This is a genomic window from Streptomyces sp. NBC_01450 (genome assembly GCF_036227505.1).
GTDB lineage: Bacteria > Actinomycetota > Actinomycetes > Streptomycetales > Streptomycetaceae > Streptomyces.
In genome coordinates, this window is sequence record NZ_CP109480.1 from 9,771,272 (window position 1) to 9,788,965 (window position 17,694).

At 70.1% G+C, this 17,694-nt stretch carries 14 protein-coding genes; 10 read left to right on the forward strand and 4 right to left on the reverse strand.

All coding sequences use genetic code 11. The annotated features are described in order from the left end of the window. Nucleotides 1-49 precede the first annotated feature (49 nt). The 3 genes from OG568_RS43615 to rhaI all read right to left on the reverse strand — a co-directional run bounded on the left by OG568_RS43615 (nucleotide 50) and on the right by rhaI (nucleotide 4,865). Nucleotides 50-1,498, reverse strand: coding sequence for a rhamnulokinase (locus tag OG568_RS43615; RefSeq protein WP_329535552.1), 1,449 nt, complete (start codon nucleotides 1,496-1,498; stop codon nucleotides 50-52). Beyond that, nucleotides 1,495-3,534, reverse strand: a complete 2,040-nt coding sequence (locus OG568_RS43620) for a bifunctional aldolase/short-chain dehydrogenase (protein WP_329535553.1) — start codon at nucleotides 3,532-3,534, stop codon at nucleotides 1,495-1,497. Before OG568_RS43620 ends, OG568_RS43615 begins: the two co-directional genes overlap by 4 nt. Before the next feature lie 170 nt (nucleotides 3,535-3,704). Beyond that, nucleotides 3,705-4,865 (reverse strand): L-rhamnose isomerase, encoded by a 1,161-nt coding sequence (gene rhaI / locus OG568_RS43625; protein ID WP_266579948.1) that lies wholly within the window; start codon nucleotides 4,863-4,865, stop codon nucleotides 3,705-3,707. 340 nt (nucleotides 4,866-5,205) lie between these two features. Here rhaI and OG568_RS43630 point away from each other — a divergent pair, with 340 nt between their 5' ends. The 9 genes from OG568_RS43630 (at nucleotide 5,206) to OG568_RS43670 (ending at nucleotide 15,432) form a co-directional block, all read left to right on the forward strand. Then, a complete protein-coding gene (locus OG568_RS43630; RefSeq protein WP_329535554.1) occupies nucleotides 5,206-6,723 on the forward strand; it encodes a sugar ABC transporter ATP-binding protein in 1,518 nt (505 codons plus the stop codon). Nucleotides 6,724-6,826: 103 nt separating this feature from the next. Then, a complete protein-coding gene (locus OG568_RS43635) occupies nucleotides 6,827-7,867 on the forward strand; it encodes an ABC transporter permease (RefSeq protein WP_266579942.1) in 1,041 nt (346 codons plus the stop codon). Continuing rightward, the gene (locus OG568_RS43640; protein ID WP_266622086.1) at nucleotides 7,860-8,837 is read left to right on the forward strand and encodes an ABC transporter permease; all 978 of its coding nucleotides are present in this window, start codon (nucleotides 7,860-7,862) and stop codon (nucleotides 8,835-8,837) included. The genes OG568_RS43635 and OG568_RS43640 overlap by 8 nt, the downstream gene beginning before the upstream one ends. Before the next feature lie 124 nt (nucleotides 8,838-8,961). Next, complete coding sequence (gene rhaS, locus OG568_RS43645) at nucleotides 8,962-10,044, forward strand: rhamnose ABC transporter substrate-binding protein (RefSeq protein ID WP_266417962.1); 1,083 nt, start codon at nucleotides 8,962-8,964, stop codon at nucleotides 10,042-10,044. 17 nt (nucleotides 10,045-10,061) lie between these two features. After that, nucleotides 10,062-10,382 carry an L-rhamnose mutarotase gene (locus OG568_RS43650; protein ID WP_060899292.1) on the forward strand — a complete coding sequence of 107 codons (321 nt, stop codon included), beginning with the start codon at nucleotides 10,062-10,064 and terminating at the stop codon, nucleotides 10,380-10,382. 64 nt (nucleotides 10,383-10,446) lie between these two features. Beyond that, on the forward strand, nucleotides 10,447-11,871 hold the full coding sequence (locus tag OG568_RS43655; RefSeq protein WP_329535555.1) for a BNR repeat-containing protein: 1,425 nt from the start codon (nucleotides 10,447-10,449) through the stop codon (nucleotides 11,869-11,871). Between the two features lie 76 nt (nucleotides 11,872-11,947). Continuing rightward, the gene (locus OG568_RS43660; RefSeq protein ID WP_266417968.1) at nucleotides 11,948-12,973 is read left to right on the forward strand and encodes a LacI family DNA-binding transcriptional regulator; all 1,026 of its coding nucleotides are present in this window, start codon (nucleotides 11,948-11,950) and stop codon (nucleotides 12,971-12,973) included. A gap of 135 nt (nucleotides 12,974-13,108) precedes the next feature. Beyond that, nucleotides 13,109-14,410: an alpha/beta fold hydrolase gene (locus OG568_RS43665; protein ID WP_329535556.1), complete on the forward strand. Its 1,302-nt coding sequence runs from the start codon at nucleotides 13,109-13,111 to the stop codon at nucleotides 14,408-14,410. A gap of 179 nt (nucleotides 14,411-14,589) precedes the next feature. Then, nucleotides 14,590-15,432, forward strand: coding sequence for a pentapeptide repeat-containing protein (locus tag OG568_RS43670; RefSeq protein WP_329535557.1), 843 nt, complete (start codon nucleotides 14,590-14,592; stop codon nucleotides 15,430-15,432). Here OG568_RS43670 and OG568_RS43675 read toward each other — a convergent pair. Continuing rightward, on the reverse strand, nucleotides 15,400-16,884 hold the full coding sequence (locus OG568_RS43675) for a cytochrome P450 (RefSeq protein ID WP_329535558.1): 1,485 nt from the start codon (nucleotides 16,882-16,884) through the stop codon (nucleotides 15,400-15,402). The two genes, OG568_RS43670 and OG568_RS43675, sit on opposite strands and share 33 nt — an antisense overlap. Before the next feature lie 122 nt (nucleotides 16,885-17,006). Between OG568_RS43675 and OG568_RS43680 the strand changes: the two genes are divergently transcribed. Next, nucleotides 17,007-17,624, forward strand: coding sequence for a TetR/AcrR family transcriptional regulator (locus OG568_RS43680; RefSeq protein ID WP_266579929.1), 618 nt, complete (start codon nucleotides 17,007-17,009; stop codon nucleotides 17,622-17,624). Nucleotides 17,625-17,694: the final 70 nt, after the last annotated feature.

The window sequence follows — 17,694 nt, forward strand, 5'->3', positions numbered from 1 at the left end:
CGTCACGGGAGGGCGGGAGTTTCCGTTCACCCGCGGGTGAGCTTCCCGTTCACCCGCGGGTGAGCCGGTCCTCCGCGGAGTGCCAGGCCGCCGCGTCACCCCGGGGCTCGTACCGCCGCAACGGCTGCGTACGGGCGAGGAGTCGCCGCATCGACATACGGTCACCGACCAGACCGTGTGCGCGGGCCTGGACCAGGACGTTGCCGAGCGCGGCCGCTTCCGCCGGGCCCGCCACGACCGGCAGTCCGCAGGCGTCGGCGGTCAGTCGGCACAGGAGCTCGTTACGGGTGCCGCCGCCGACGATGTGGACGACGTCGACCGGGTGGTCGGCGAGAGCCTCGGCCTCGCGGATCGCCCGGCGATGGGCGAGCGCGAGCGAGTCGAGAATGCAGCGGGTGATCTCGGCGCGCGACTCGGGCACGGGCTGTCCCGACTCCCGGCAGGCGTCGGCGATCCGCTCCGGCATCCGGCCGGGTGCCAGGAAGGCGGCGTCGCCCGCGTCCACCACCGACCGCAGCGCGGGCACCTCGGCGGCGGCCCGCAGCAGCTCACCCAGATCGGGCCGCCCCCATTCCCGTACACACTCCTGGAGCAGCCACAGCCCCATGATGTTCCGCAGATAGCGGACCGTGCCGTCCAGCCCCAGTTCATTGGTGAAGTTGGCCGCCCGGCTCGCCTCGGTGAGGACCGGCCGCTCCAGCTCCAGGCCCGCGAGGGACCAGGTGCCGGTGCAGATGTACGCGAACCGTTCGCCCACCGCCGGCACGGCGGCCACCGCGGAGGCGGTGTCGTGCGAGCCGACGGTCGTCACCGGGACCGGGCCCCTCAGCCCGGTCTCCTCCAGGACCCGCGGGAGCAGCAGCCCGGCCGGGTCGCCCGGCTGCCGCAGCGGCGCGAACAGCGTGAGGTCGATGCCCAGCCGGTCCGCGAGGCCGTGGGACCAGTCGCGGGTGCGCGGATCGATGAGCTGGGTGGTCGAGGCGTTGGTGACCTCTGTGCCCGCCTCGCCCGTGAGCCAGTACGCGAGCAGGTCGGGAACGAGCAACAGCCTTTCAGCGGCGGCGAGTTGTGCCGTCGAGCGGGCCGCCGTGAGCTGGTACAGGGTGTTGAAGGGCGCGTACTGGAGCCCGGTCGTCGCGTACAGCTCGGCGGCGGGCACGGTGGCCCACACCTTCTCCGCGACCCCCTCGGTGCGGGCGTCGCGGTAGTGCACCGGGTTGCCTAGCAGGGCTCCGTCGGCGTCCAGCAGGCCGTAGTCCACGGCCCAGCTGTCGATGCCGACGGAGTCGACCTGCCCGGCCGCCCGCAGTCCGTCGAGCACCCCCGCGTACAGCGAGAGAATGTCCCAGCGCAGCCCCTCGGGAACCCGCACCGGCCGGTTCGGGAAGCGGTGCGCCTCCGTCAGCTCCAGGGCCTCGGGGCCGACGCGGCCGACCATGACGCGTCCGCTGGACGCGCCGAGGTCGACCGCGGCGAAGCTCTTCACGTACTCGCTCATCGCAGGAATGCCGCCGCGACACCCGCGTCGACCGGGACATGCAGACCGGTGGTGTGGGTCAGGTCCCCGCCCGTCAGAGCGAACACGGCGTTCGCCACGTGCTCGGGCAGCACCTCGCGCTTGAGGATGGTCCGCTGGGCGTAGAACTCGCCGAGCTTCTCCTCCTCGATGCCGTACGTGGCCGCGCGCTGCGCGCCCCAGCCGCCCGCGAAGATGCCCGAGCCGCGCACGACCCCGTCGGGGTTGATGCCGTTCACCCGGATACCGTGCTCGCCCAACTCGGCGGCAAGGAGCCGGACTTGATGCGCCTGATCGGCCTTGGTGGCGGAGTACGCGATGTTGTTCGGACCCGCGAAGACCGCGTTCTTGGACGCGATGTAGACGATGTCACCGCCCAGCCCTTGCGCGATCATCACCCGCGCCGCCTCCCTCGACACGAGGAAGGAGCCGCGGGCCATGATGTCGTGCTGGAGGTCCCAGTCCTTCGCGGTGGTCTCGAGCAGCGGCTTGGAGATGGAGATACCGGCGTTGTTCACCACCAGGTCGACACCGCCGAAGGCGAGCACCGCCGCCTCGAAGGCCTCGGCGATCTGCTCCTCGGAGGTCACGTCGACGGTGACGGCGACGGCCTTGTCGGGACCGCCCAGCGAAGTGGCGACCTCGGCCGCGTTCTCCGCGTTCAGGTCGGCGATCACCACGCAGGCGCCCTCGGCGACGAGCCGCTCGGCGATCGCCTTGCCGATCCCGCTGCCCGCCCCCGTCACCAGCGCCACCCGGGTGGCGAGCGCCTTCGGCTTCGGCATCCGCTGGAGCTTGGCCTCCTCCAGCGCCCAGTACTCGATGCGGAACTTCTCCGACTCCTCGATCGGCGCGTACGTCGAGACCGCCTCGGCGCCCCGCATCACGTTGATCGCGTTGACGTAGAACTCGCCGGCCACCCGCGCGGTCTGCTTGTCCTTGCCGAAGGAGAACATGCCGACACCGGGGACCAGCACGATCGCCGGGTCCGCGCCGCGCATCGCGGGGGAGTCGGCGTCGGCGTGCCGCTGGTAGTAGGCGGCGTACTCCTCGCGGTACTCGCCGTGAAGCTCCTTCAGCCGCGCGATCGCCGCGTCCAGTTCCACGGTCGGCGGCAGGTCGAGGACGAGCGGCCTGACCTTGGTCCGCAGGAAGTGGTCGGGGCAGGAGGTGCCGAGCGCGGCGAGCCGCGGGTGCTCGGCGCTCGCGAGGAAGTCGAGGACGACATCGGAGTCGGTGAAGTGGCCGACCTGCGGCCTGTCCTGGGAGGCGATGGCCCGGATGTACGGCGCCAGCGCCGCGGCCCGCTCCCGGCGCGGGGCGGCCTCCAGGGCCCTGTACCCCTCGACGGCGGGCCCGAAGGGCTCCGCCTTGCCACGCTCGACGAGGAACGCCTCGGCGGTGCGGATGATGTGCAGCGAGTTGCGCTCGCACTCCTGGGCCGTGTCACCCCACGCCGTGATGCCGTGCCCGCCCAGGACGCAGCCGATCGCCCGCGGGTTGGCCTCCTTGACCGCCGCGATGTCCAGACCCAGCTGGAAGCCCGGGCGGCGCCACGGCACCCACACCACACTGTCGCCGAAACACTCGGCGGTCAGCTTCTCGCCGTCCGCCGCACAGGCCAGCGCGATACCCGAGTCGGGGTGCAGATGGTCGACATGGGCCGCGTCCACCAGCCCGTGCATCGCCGTGTCGATGGACGGGGCCGCGCCGCCCTTGCCGTGCAGGCAGTAGTCGAACGCAGCGACCATCTCGTCCTCGCGCTCCACCCCCGGGTAGACCTCCGTCATCGCCCGCAGCCGGTCAAGCCGCAGCACGGCGAGGCCTGCCTCGGTCAGCGTCCCGAGGTCACCGCCCGATCCCTTCACCCACATCAGCTCGACATCACCCCCGGTCACGGGATCCGTGTCGGTGCCCTTGGCGGAGGTGTTGCCGCCCGCGTAGTTGGTGTTACGAGGATCAGCACCGAGCCGGTGCGAACGGGCCAACAGAGCGGCGGCTTCGGGATGGGATGCCATGTTCTTGGTCCTTAGAGAAAAGAAGAGTGAAGAGAGGTGACATACCTGTGCTGAGCGCCCCGTCAGGGGCGCGGGGCGTGACATTTTGCGGCTCCGCCGCGTGGGCGCGACCAGCCACATCCGGCCCGCGGCCTGCGACGAGCCGAACCAGGCGGACGAGACTCAGCCGCTCACGCCCCCCACCCCGCCTGCTGCCCACCCACCCGCTCCGCCGCGATCTTCTCCGCCCACCCGGACCGGCGGTACGCCGAGACGGGATCCGCGTCCAGCCCCAACTCCTCCCGCACCTCACCCAGCAACGGCCGTACATCGGTGTTGTACGCGTCCATGATCACCGCGTTCGCGGCGAGCACGTCCCCCGCACGCTGAGCGTCGGCCAGCGCCGCACCGTCCACGAGCAGTGCCTTGGCCGTCGCCTCCTGCACGTTCATCACGGAACGGATGATCGCCGGGATCTTCGCCTCGATGTTGTGGCACTGGTCGAGCATGAAGGCGACGTCCGGAGTGAAGCCACCGCCCCGGATCACCTCGTACATGATCCGGAACAGCTGGAAGGGATCGGCCGCCCCCACCATCAGGTCGTCATCGGCGTAGAACCGGGAGTTGAAGTCGAACGCGCCGAGCTTCCCCTCGCGCAGCAGCGTCGCGACGATGAACTCGATGTTGGTGCCGGGCGCGTGGTGCCCGGTGTCGACGACGACCTGCGCCTTGGGGCCGAGCTTGAGGCAGTGCGCGTACGCCGTGCCCCAGTCCGGGACGTCCGTCATGTAGAAGGCGGGCTCGAAGAACTTGTACTCCAGCAGCATCCGCTGGTCGTCCCCGAGCCGCTCGTAGACCTGGGCCAGGCCCTCGGCCAGCCGGTCCTGGCGCTCATGGATGTCGTCCTGACCGGGATAGTTCGTACCGTCGGCGAACCAGAGCTTCAGGTCCTTGGAACCCGTCGCGTCCATGATGTCGACACACTCGAGCAGGTGATCGACGGCCTTCCGGCGGACGGCGGCCTCCGGGTGGCAGATGGAGCCGAGCCTGTAGTCGTCGTCCTGGAAAGTGTTGGAGTTGATCGCGCCCAGCCTCAGGCCGCGCTCCTGCGCGTACTTCGCCAGCGCACCGTAGTCGTCGACCTTGTCCCAGGGGATGTGCAGAGCGACGGTCGGCGCGGCTCCCGTGAAGGCGTGCACCTGGGCGGCGTCGTCCAGTTTCTCGCGCGGATTGCGCGGGACTCCGGGCTGCGCGAACACCTTGAAGCGGGTTCCCGAGTTCCCGTACGCCCACGAGGGCGTCTCTACTGCCTGGGTCTTCAGGGCGGTCTTCACCGCGGCGAGCTCGGTCACTTCGGGGCTCCTGTGACTTCGGGTGTGATTCGGGTGTGGCTTCGGTTTCGAACGGCTTGTGGAGTCGGATCCGAACTGCGCTTCTGCCTGATCGGAACAGCTCTTCCGCCTGAAACGATCTGAAACGATTCAGAGCGCCGAAGTTATGAGCCCTCCGCAGGCGTGTCAACCCCCTGAGCGGAGACCGGCCTCCGTGACTCGGTTGTGACCTTCTGCTATCGAAAATTTCGATCCGAACCCATTGACGTGACCTGGGCAACCTGCCTAACGTCCCGGCAACCTAGTTGAAACCTTTCACGACGTCGTGAGGCCTCTCCGCCCGCGTCGTTGAGGAGCTCACATGACCCACCGGTCCGACGCGGGTCCGGCCCCCGTACTGGCGCTGGAGGACATCTCCAAGTCCTTCGGCGCGGTACGCGCCCTGCGGGACGTGTCCCTGGAACTGTTCCCCGGCGAGGTGCACGCTCTCGCCGGCGAGAACGGCGCGGGCAAGTCGACCCTCATCAAGACGCTCGCCGGCGTGCACCGACCGGACGCCGGCCAGGTGCTGCTGGACGGTGAGCCCACCGTCTTCCACGGTCCCGCCGACGCCCGCGACGCGGGCATCGCGGTGATCTACCAGGAGCCCACCCTCTTCCCCGACCTGTCGATCGCGGAGAACATCTTCATGGGCCGCCAGCCCCGGCGCGCCCTCGGCCGTATCGACCACAAGGCCACCCACGCGGCGACCGCCGCCCTGATGAAGCGACTCGGCGTCGAACTCGACCCCGACCGCCCGGCGCGCGGACTGTCCATCGCCGACCAGCAGATCGTCGAGATCGCCAAGGCGCTCTCCTTCGACGCCCGCGTCCTGATCATGGACGAGCCCACCGCCGCCCTCACCGGCAGCGAGGTGGCCCGCCTCTTCGGTGTCGTCCGCACCCTGCGGGAGCAGGGCTCCGCGGTGCTGTTCATCTCGCACCGTCTGGAGGAGATCTTCCAGATCTGCCAGCGGGTCACGACCCTGCGTGACGGGGCCTGGATCTCCAGCGAGCTCATCGACGGAATGACCGAGGACGACCTCGTACGCCGGATGGTCGGCCGTGACCTCGACGAGCTCTACCCCAAGCAGGACGTCGAGGCGGGCGAGGTCGCACTGAGCGTGCGCCGGCTGACCCGCGAGGGTGTCTTCACCGACATCTCCTTCGACGTGCGGCGCGGTGAGATCGTCGGTCTCGCCGGACTCGTCGGCGCCGGGCGTACGGAGGTCGCCCGGGCCGTCTTCGGCGTCGACCGCTGGGACGCCGGAGAGGTCGAGGTCGACGGGAAGTCACTGACGAACGGGGCGCCCTCCACGGCCATGGCCGCCGGGCTTGCCCTCGTCCCCGAGGACCGGCGCGCCCAGGGCCTGGTGATGGACATGTCCATCGAACGCAACATCGGGCTCACCGGGCTGCGTACGACCGTCAAGGCGGGGCTGGTGGACCGCGGCGCCGAACGCAGCCGCTCCCTCGACTGGGCGGTCAGACTCCAGGTGAAGTACGCCCGGATCGCGGACACCGTCTCCACGCTCTCCGGCGGCAACCAGCAGAAGGTCGTCCTCGCCAAGTGGCTGGCCACCGGCCCCAAGGTGCTGATCGTCGACGAGCCCACCCGGGGCATCGACGTCGGCACGAAGGCCGAGGTGCACCGGCTGCTCTCCGCGCTGGCCGCCGACGGGGTGGCCGTCCTGATGATCTCCTCCGACCTGCCCGAGATCCTCGGCATGGCCGACCGCGTGCTGGTGATGCACGAGGGCCGGCTCACCGCCGAGATATCCCGGTCCGAAGCCACCGAGGAGACCGTGATGGCCGCCGCGACGGGGAGGGCCGCCGCATGACCGCCACCAGGAACGTCACCCTCGGCGCGGCACCGGCACCGGCACCGGCAGCGGACGGGACGGCCGACCGTCAGACCCCGAACATCCCCCGGAGGGCCGCCGCATGACGGTGACCGCACCCAATCCCGCCCCCGCCGCCGAGGTGCCCAAGTCGAGCGGCACCCGGCTGGTGGACCGCGTCTTCAAGATGCGCGAACTCGCCATCCTGGTCGTCTTCCTGGTGATGATCGCCATCACCCAGATGGGCAACAGCGAGTTCCTGTCCGAGCAGGGCATCAAGGACCTGCTGCTGAACGCGACCATCCTGGTGCTGGTCGCCACCGGGCAGTCGCTGGTCGTGATCACGCGGAACGTCGACCTGTCGGTCGGCTCCATACTCGGCATCAGCGCCTTCGCGGCCGGCACCTATCTGCACGGCGGCGGCAACCCCGTCGTCGCGGTGTTCCTCGCCGTCCTGCTCGGCATCGGCTGCGGGCTGGTCAACGGTCTGCTGGTCAGCCTCGGCCAGGTGCCCGCGCTGGTCGTCACCCTCGGCACGCTCTACATCATCCGCGGCGTCGACTCCATCTGGGTCGGCTCCCGCCAGATCACCGCGGCCGACCTGCCCGGCGGCTTCGTCGACTTCGGTTCCGGCGGCATCTCGGCGGTCCCGTATCTCGCCCTGATCGCGCTGGCCGTGCTGGTGGTCACCGCGTACTACCTCAAGCACTTCGGCAGCGGTCGCGAGCTGTACGCGCTGGGCTCCAACCCGGAGGCCGCCCGGCTCGCCGGCATCCCCGTCCGCAAGCGGATCCTGGCCGCGTACATCCTCTGCGGCGGCCTCACCGGCCTCGCGGGCGCCCTGTACCTCGCCCGGTTCGGCAACGTCGACTCCGGCACCGGCACCGGCTATGAACTCACCGTCGTCAGCGCGGTCGTGGTCGGTGGTGTCGTCTTCACCGGCGGCTCCGGCAGCGTCTACGGCGCGGCGCTCGGCGGGCTGCTGCTCACCTCGATCAACAGCGTGCTGCCCGCGCTCGGCGTCAGCTCCGTGTGGGTGCTCGCCATCAACGGCATTCTGCTCATCCTCGCCATCGCGGTCGACCGGGTCGTCGCGCTGCGCGTGGCCTCCGCACTGAAGAAGAGGAACGCCCGCCATGGCTGACTCGTCCCTCGCGCGCGCCGTCCGCTGGGACACGGCCGTCGGCGCCCTCCTCATCGTCGTGCTGCTGTTCTCCTTCGGGTTCGTGGACGGGTTCGGCAACGCGCTCAACCTGTCGTTCCTGATCGGCAACACGCTGCCCATCGCGCTGATCGCGCTGCCGATGACCCTGCTCGTGGTGGCCGGGGAGATCGACCTCTCCGTCGCCTCCACGGCGGGACTCTCCGGCTCGGTGATGGGCGCCCTGTGGAACCAGGGCATGTCGATCGAGACGATCATCCCGCTGTGCCTGCTGCTCGGCGTGGTGTGCGGGCTGGTCAACGGTCTGCTGGTGACCCGGCTCGGGCTCTCGTCCCTCGCCGTCACCATCGGTACGCTCGCCGCCTACCGGGGCATCGCGCAGATCGTGCTCGGCTCGGACGCGGTGACCGACTTCCCCGCGCAGTACCAGGACTTCGCCTCCGGACGTATCGGGAACACCTTCGTCCCGCAGGCCTTCCTTCCCTTCCTTGTGCTCCTCGCGGCAGCGGTGGTAGTACTTCATGCCACGCCCTTCGGACGCTCGTCGTTCGCGATCGGCGCCAACGAGGAGGCCGCGCGGTTCGCCGGCATCCGCGTCAAGCGGCAGAAGCTGATCCTCTTCGTCGCCACCGGCTTCATGGCCTCCCTCACCGGCATCTTCTGGGCCCTGCACTACGCAAGCGCCCGCTACGACAACGCCACCGGCCTCGAGCTCTCCGTCATCGCCGCGGTCCTGCTCGGCGGTATCGACTTCGACGGTGGCAAGGGCACACTCGGCGGCGCGATCGCGGGAGTCTTCCTGCTCGGCGCGCTGCAGAACGTGATGAGCCTCCTGAACGTCTCCGCTCAGTCGCAGATCGTCGTCACCGGCGTTCTGCTCGTCATCTCCGTGCTCGGCCCCCGGGTCGCGCGGCAGATCTCCGTGGCCAGGGCGGCACGCTCCGCCGCATAGACCGTTCGAGAACCGCGGGACCTCCGTGCCCGGTCCCGCCCACGCGGCGGAGCCGCACATCCGATACAAGCCCCGCACCCCTTCAGGCGCACGCCGCACTCACCTCCGTCAAAAGGAACCCGCCATGCGCAAGTCATCCCTCCGCCGTACCGGCGCGGCGCTCGCCGCCGTGACCTCGCTCGCCCTGGCCGTCACCGCCTGCGGCGGCACCACCAAGAACGACGTGAAGAACGAGGGCGGCTCGGCCGCCGCGACCGGCAAGGCCGACCCGAACGCGGCCACCAAGAAGGGCCTCACGGTCGGCTTCCTGCCGAAGCAGGTCAACAACCCCTACTTCACCTCGGCGGACAAGGGCGGCGAGAAGGCGCTGACGGAACTGGGCTCCAAGTACAAGGAGGTCGGCCCCAGCAGCGCCACCGACACCTCCGGCCAGGTGAGCTACGTCAACACGCTCACCCAGCAGCAGGTCAACGCGATGGCCGTGTCCGCGCAGGACCCGGGTGCCCTGTGCACCGCGCTCAAGCAGGCCATGAGCAACAAGATCAAGGTCGTCACGTACGACTCCGACACGAAGCCCGAGTGCCGCAACGCCTTCGTGTCGCAGGCCAGTGGCGAGGACCTGGGCCGTACCGAGGTCCAGCTGCTCGCCGAGCAGATCGGTTACAAGGGCGAGATCGCGATCCTGTCCGCCGCGCAGACCGCGACGAACCAGAACGCCTGGATCGACTTCATGAAGGAGGAGCTGAAGGACCCCAAGTACAAGGACGTCAAGCTGGTCAAGGTCGCCTACGGCAACGACGACGCCCAGCAGTCCTTCCAGCAGACCCAGGGCCTGCTCCAGGAGCACCCGAACCTCAAGGGGATCATCTCCCCGACCACCGTCGGTATCAAGGCCGCGGCCCAGTACCTGTCCGGCTCCAAGTACAAGGGCAAGGTCAAGCTGACCGGCCTCGGCACCCCCAACGACATGCGCAAGTACGTCAAGAACGGCACCGTCGACGCCTTCGAGCTGTGGGACCCGGCGAAGCTCGGCGAGCTCGCCGCGCGTACGGCCGTGGCGCTGTCCTCGGGACAGATCACCGGCGCCGAGGGCGAGACCTTCAAGGCCGGTGACATGGGCTCGTTCACCATCGGCAAGGACGGCGTGATCAACCTGGGCAAGCCGACCGTCTTCAACGCCAAGAACATCGACCAGTTCAACTTCTAGGATCCGGGGATTCCTTGATGCAGCGTGTGTGCTTTCTGCTGAAGGTCCGTGCGGACCGCCTCGACGAGTACCGTGAGCGGCACGCCGCCGTGTGGCCCGAGATGCTCGACGCGCTCTCGGCCACCGGCTGGCACAACTACTCGCTCTTCCTGCGCGAGGACGGCCTGCTGGTCGGCTACTTGGAGACCGAGGACTTCGCGGCCGCGCAGGCCGGCATGGAAGCCACCGACATCAATGCCCGTTGGCAGGCGGAGATGGCGCCGTTCTTCGAATCGCTGGACGGCGCCAGACCCGACGAGGCCATGAAGCCCCTCACCGAGGTCTTCCATCTCGCCTGACACCCGCCGACACTCGCTGACACCTGCTGATACCCGCGCGAAGCCCCACTCAGGAGCCCCGCACATGAAGAGACGCACCCTGCTGGCCACCGCCGTGCTGACCGGCGTGGCGGGCCCCGGAGCCGCCGCCGGTCCGGCTCGCGCGGCCGATCCCGGGCCTTCGGTCACCCTCACCGGCAGTAGCCGACTGGACGCCCAGGCGCTGTACTTCGTGTCGTACGACGGCCTGGTCAACAACAACTCGTTCCAGAAGAACGGGCTGTTGACCTACAAGGGCTACCAGTACGCCGTCTGGTACACCACCGACCGCAGCGCGGTCGTCGCCCGCCGGGCGCTCGGCGCGACGAGTTGGTCGACGGTCAAGCTCGGACACCAGCTCAAGAGCTCCGACTCGCACAACGTGATCTCCATGGGCGTGTCGAGGACCGACGGCCGGCTGCACCTCAACATGGACTCCCACAGCGACGGCTTCTTCTACGTGAAGTCGGTGGCCGGGCTGCTCGACAGTCCCGCCTCCACCGCCTGGACCTCCGCGGTCTTCGGAGCCGTACAGACCTCGCTGGACGGGCTCGCGCTCACGACACAGTTCACCTACCCCCAGTTCATCTCCACGCCCGAAGGCAAGCTCCAGCTGAGCTACCGCGTGGGCATCTCCGGAAACGGGCGCAACGCCCTCGCGGAGTACGACGGCTCGGCCTGGACCGCTCTCGGGGAGTGGTCCGGCTCGACCGGCACATACACCAGCGAGCACGGCTCCAGCACCGCCCGCAACATGTACCTGCACGGCATCGACTACGACGTCGACGGACGCCTGCACGCCTTCTTCACCTGGCGCGAGCAGAACGGCGCCGTGATGTGCAACGGCGGCGGCATCACCAACCACGACACCGGCTACGTCTACTCGACCGACCGCGGCCGCACCTGGCGCAACGACGCGGGCACCGTCGTCGGCACCACGGGCGGCTCCGACACGGTGGCCGTCACCGACGCCGGGCTCGTCGTCGACGCGCTCAACCCCGACCACTCCCTGATGAACCAGGAGAGCCAGACCACCGACTCCGCCGGCCTGCCGCACGCGATCATCAGCTATGTGCCCGGCCGCTTCGGCCAGTGCACCACCGACTACGTCACCGACCGGACGAACAACGGCCGCGCCTTCCACCTCCGCAAGAACGCCTCGGGCAGCTGGACCAAGACCGAGATCCCGATCGCGCTCGGCTCCAGCCAGCGCACCAGGCTGATCCTGGACACGTACGACAACGCCTACGCGATCATGCCCTTCGGCCGGATCGCGGGCGCCTCGAAGTCCTCCGGGTACACGGACTGGAGCCTCCTGTACGACGGCGGCGGCCTCAACGCCTTCGGCGAGGTGGTGATCGACGAGACGCGCGTCACGCAGGACGGGACGCTGTCGGTCATGTACCAGGAGAAGTCCAGCGGGACCACGCCTTCGGCGCTCCACGTCGTCGATTTCCGGCTGCCCGCATGACCACCGAAGCCGGCGGACTCGCGGGTAATGTGAAGACCCACCCGCCGCTTCTCATTCCCTTGGAGGTTCCTGCCTGATGGCCCAGTCGGTGGGTATCAAGGACGTCGCCCGCGCCGCCGGAGTCTCCGTGGGCACGGTCTCCAACGTCATCAACCGTCCGGACACCGTGGCCTCGGAGACCCGGGCCCGTGTCCAGTCGGCCATAGACCGGCTCGGCTACGTCCGCAGCGAGTCCGCACGCCAGCTGCGGGCCGGGCGCAGCCGGATCATGGGCCTGCTCGTCCTCGACATGGGCAACCCCTTCTTCGTGGACGTGGCCCGCGGTGCCGAGCGCGCCGCGCGGGACGCCGGGCTCGGCGTGATGGTCTGCAACAGCGCGCAGAGCGCCGGCGAGGAGGCCGACTATCTGTCGCTCTTCGCCGAGCAGCGGGTGCGCGGCGTGCTGCTGACGCCCGCCGACGCGACCGGGCGCAACATCGCGGCGTTCCGCCGCAACGGCATCCCCTTCGTCCTGGTCGACCGGGTGGCCGAGGGCACCACCGAGTGCTCGGTCTCGGTCGACGACGTGGCGGGCGGCGCGCTGGCCGTACGGCATCTCGTCGACGCGGGCCATCGATCGATCGCGTACGTCAGCGGGCCGCCCGGCCTCAACCAGGTCAGGGACCGCCGCGTGGGCGCCCTGAACGCGCTCGCCGAGGCCGGCCTCCCGCCCACCGCGATGCGGGAGCTGCCCACCGAGCGCCTCGACGTGGCCGCGGGCCGCGACGCGGGCGCCCGGCTGCTGGGCCTCGCCGAGCGCCCGACCGCCGTCTTCTGCGCCAACGACCTGCTCGCGCTCGGCGTCCTGCAGGCCATGTACGCGGCGGGCGTCGGTGTCCCGGACGACCTCGCGATCGTCGGCTACGACGACATCGAGTTCGCCGCCGCGGCGGCCGTCCCGCTCACCTCCGTACGGCAGCCCGCGATGACCATGGGCGCCCTCGCCGCCGAACTGCTGCTGGAGGAGACCGAGGCCGAGACGGCGCCCACCCCGCACGAACACCGGCGCGTGGTGCTCCAGCCCGAGCTGGTGGTGCGCCGCTCCAGCCTGTCGGCGCGCTGACGCGCGGCACGGTCCGCGCGGCCCGGACTGCTGAGCCACCATTCAGTACGACTTTCTTGATCCCCGGTCTCGGCGGGTCGGCGATCATGTGCTCAACTGGGACGCAGCCTGGATCCGTACGTCTCGGGAGCACTGTTGACCGTCAGCTACCGCCAGCCCGGTGTCGTCCTCACCGACCACCGCTTCACCGTGCCCCTCGACCACGACGACCCGGCGGGGGAGAGCATCGAACTGTTCGCCCGCGAGGTCGTCGCGAGCGAGAAGGCGTGCCAGGACCTCCCCTGGCTGGTCTACCTCCAAGGTGGTCCCGGCTTCGGCGCCAACCGCTTCGTCGGCAAGCAGGCCTGGCTCGGCCGCGCGCTGAAGGAGTTCCGGGTGCTGCTGCTCGACCAGCGCGGCACCGGCCACTCCACGCCCGCCAATCGCCAGACGCTTCCGCTGCGCGGCGGCCCCGGCGCGCAGGCCGACTACCTCGCGCACTTCCGCGCCGACTCCATCGTCCGCGACTGCGAGGCCATCCGCCCCCGTCTCACCGGCGGCGCCCCCTGGACCGTACTCGGCCAGAGCTTCGGCGGCTTCTGCGCCGTGCACTACCTCTCGACGGCGCCCGAAGGCCTGCGCGCGGCCCTGATCACCGGCGGCCTGCCCTCCCTCGACGCGCACGCGGACGACGTGTACCGGGCCGCGTATCCCCGTATCGAACGCAAGGTCGCGGCACACTACGCGCGCTACCCCCAGGACATCGAGCGGGCCCGCCAGATCGCCGAGCACCTGGTTCGCCACGAACCGGTCCTGAGCAACGGCTACCGCCTGACCGTCGAGGCCTTCCAGTCCCTGGGCATCCTCCTCGGCGGCGGTGAGGGCAGCCACCGCCTGCACTACCTCCTCGAGGAGGCCTTCGTCCGCACCCCGCAGGGCCCGGCCCTCTCCGACGCCTTCCAGGAGGAGGTGCAGGGCCTCCTCTCCTACGCCGGCCACCCGCTGTACGCGCTCGTCCACGAGGCCTGCTACGCCCAGGGTGAGAGGCCGACCGCCTGGTCCGCCGAGCGGGTGCGCGCCGAGTTCCCGCAGTTCGACGCGGCGAAGGCTCTCGCGGACGACGGACCGCTGCTGTTCACCGGCGAGTCCGTGCACCCCTGGCTGTTCGACACCGACCCCGCGCTGCGTCCCCTCCGCGAGACCGCCGAGGAACTCGCCGCCCGCACCGACTGGCGGCCGCTGTACGACCCCGCCCGCCTCGCCGCCAACGAGGTGCCGGTGGCCGCGGCGGTCTACCACGACGACATGTACGTCGACCCGGAGCACTCCCTGCGCACGGCCCGTGCCATCGGTGGTCTGCGGACCTGGGTGACGAACGAGTTCGAGCACGACGGCGTACGGGTCGGCGGGCCGCGCGTCCTGGACCGTTTGCTGGCGCTGACACGCGACGAGGTCTGACCTCCGGTTCCTCGCCCCCGCCGCCCCTACCCGTCCCCTCCCCACTTGGGGGCTCCGCCCCCAAACCCCCGGTGTGTTCCCTGTGTGCGGGCGGGTGGGGGCTTGTCGCGCAGTTCCCCGCGCTCCTTATGAGCGCTGGCACGCACGGGGCACCCTCATCGGCTCAGTACGCTGGTCACATGCGAGAAGACAGCGGAACGGCAGTCGACGACCGGCTCCTTGAGTTGCGGGCCGACTGCGGTCGGTGTTTCGGGCTGTGCTGTGTCGCCCTGCCCTTCACCCGCTCGACGGACTTCGCGATCGACAAGCCCGCCGGAAAGCCCTGCCAGAACCTGCGGGCGGACTCCCGGTGCGGGATTCACACCCAGCTGAGGCAGAAGGGCTTCAGCGGATGCACGGTGTACGACTGTTTCGGCGCCGGACAGCAGGTCTCCCAGGTCACCTTCGGCGGCCAGGACTGGCACACGGGCTCGCGAGAGCGGGCCCAGCAGATGTTCGACGTGTTTCCGGTCGTCCGCCAGTTGCACGAACTGCTCTGGTACCTGAACGAGGCCCTGACCCTCCCCGCGGCCCGCCCGATCCACGCCGACATCCGCCGCGCCCTCGCGGAGACGCAACGGCTGACGGACCAATCCCCCCAGGAGCTGGGGGAGTTGGATGTCAACGCACACCGGCAGCAGGTCAACCCCCTCCTGCTGCGGACCAGCGAACTCGTGCGCGCCGGGGTCGGCCGCGGCAAGAAGAAGGAGCGTCGCGGCGCCGACCTCATGGGTGCCCGCCTCAAGGGCGCTGACCTGCGGGGTGCCAACCTGCGCGGCGCCTACCTCATCGCCGCCGACCTCACCGGCGCCGATCTGCGCGGCGCGGACCTGATCGGCGCCGATCTGCGCGACACCGATCTGACGGACGCGGACCTGACGGACGCGTTCTTCCTGACCCAGCCCCAGCTGAACGCGGCCCGAGGCAGTGCCGGGACCAGGCTGCCGCGGTCAGTCACCCGCCCGGGCCACTGGACGCAGTGACACGGAGTCCGGCGCGGGTGCCCGGTCTTCGAGGTGCAGCCGCAGCCCCTCCGGCATCAGCGTCAGCCGCTCGGCGATCCGCAGCCGGTAGTCCGGCTCGGGCCGCAGCTCGTAGCGGCGCAGCAGCAGGCCCAGGACGAGGGTCGCCTCGTGCAGCGCGAACTGCCGGCCGATGCAGGCCCGCGCCCCGGTGCCGAACGGCTTGAAGGTGTGGGCGGGCCGGGACCGTACGGCCCCCGGGTCGAAGCGGTCCGGGTCGAATTCCTCGGCGTTCGCGCCCCATACCTCCGGGTTGCGCTGCAGCAGCGTCGTCAGGACCAGGGTCCAGGCACCCGTCCGCATCGGGTGGACCCCGCCCAGCACGGTGTCCTCGCGGGCCTCGCGCGCGAAGCCGGGCGCCGTCGGCCACAGCCGTAGCGACTCGTCGAGGACCCGGCGGACGTAGCGCAACTTGGCGACCTGGTCGTAGGCGGGCAGGAGGGTGTCGCCCCAGACCCGGTCCACCTCGGCCCGTGCGCGGGCGGCGACGTCCGGGTGCTGGGCGAGATAGTGCAGGGCGAAGGAGAGCGCGCCCGAGGTCGTCTCGTGGCCGGCGATCAGGAAGGTGATCACCTGGCGTCGGATGTTCTCGGGCGTCAGCCGCTCCCCGGTCTCGGGATGGGCGGTCTCCAGCATCCGGTCGAGCAGGTCACCCTCGCCGGAGGAGTGCTGACGGGCCGCGACGACGGCGTCGACCGTCTGGTTGAGGTACGCCACGTGCTCCTCGTTGCGCCGGGTGGCCCCGCGCAGCAGTACCGGAGCCAGTGGTGCGGGGAGCACGTTGAGGCGCTGCGCGTAGGTCAGGGTGCCTACCATCGCGGTGACGAACGGGTGCGGCCTGGAGCGCTCGAAGGAGCCGAAGTCGTGGCCGAAGCCGGTGCGGGCGATGGTCTCCAGTGTCAGTTTCGTCATGTCGCCGGGTACGTCCACCGCCCGGCCCGCCGCGCGTTCCCCGTCCCAGCGCTCCATGAGCCGCTCGGTCACGGCGAGCATCATCGGGTGGTAGCCCTCCATGGCCTCACGGCTGAAGCCCGGAGCGAGGACGTCGTGGGCCAGTTGCCAGTTCGGTTCGTGGTTGTACGCCGTGAACAGACCGTCCCCGGCGACCGGCCGGAGGTTGGCGACCCCGAGGCCGACGTGCTTGGCGAACCGTGTCTCCTCCGCCAGCTCGGCCGCGAGCTCGGCGCCCCACACGAACACGATCTCCTTGCCGAAGCCCTTGCGCCGGAAGATCGGCCCGAGCCGGCGCCCGAATCGCATCGAGTCCTGCACCGGAGAGCGGACGTGCGCCCCGATCACATCCCCGACGAGGGGGAGCCGGTAGGGCGGGCGGGGGATGCGGTGCAGCTCGGGCCAGCCCAGCTCCGCGCTCCGGAACCCCTTGGGCAGCACGGCCCCTGTCGTCTCCGCCATGACGCGATCTCCCTTGTGCCTGCGGCACGTCGACGCTGCTGTCCTGACCATGTTGTACGCGGGTTCAATAGCGGTTTTCAGTGTGATCCCGTTGTTGAACCGACGTCAAGTAAGGTGCGGCCATGATGGGCGAACAGGGGGAGCGAGGAGAGCGGACGCGCCGTCGGCTGAGTACCGAGGAGCGCAGGGAGCAGCTGTTGTCCGTCGGGGCGCGGCTGTTCTCGGAGAGCCCGTACGACGAGGTGTGGATCGAGCAGGTCGCCGAGATCGCCGGGGTCTCGCGCGGGCTCCTGTATCACTACTTCCCGACCAAGCGGGACTTCTTCGCGGCCGTCGTGGAGCGTGAGAGCGAGCGGATGCTGCGGCTGACGGCGGCGGTGCCCGGCACTCCCGTCCGTGAGCAGTTGAGCGCCGGACTGGACACCTTCCTGGCGTACGTCGAGGCCCACGCGCACGGCTTCCGGGCCTTCCATCGCGCCGACGCGGCCGGTGACCAGGCCGTGCGCAAGGTCTATCAGAGGGCGCTGGCCGCGCAGGAGCGACAGATCCTGGCGGCGCTCGACGCGGACCCCGATGTTCCCGGAGGGATCGAGGACCGGCCCGAGCTGCGGATCGCCGTCCGCGGCTGGCTCGCCTTCACCACGGCCGTGTGCCTGGAATGGCTCAGGGGGTCGGAGCTGACGCGGGAGCAGCTGCGGGATCTGTGCGCGCGGGCGCTTCTGGGTGCCATCGCGCCGTAACTCGTTCGAGGGTCGCGGGCGCGGCGTGGTTGGCGTGCATCCGGATCTCCGATAGGTTAGGCAAGGCTTA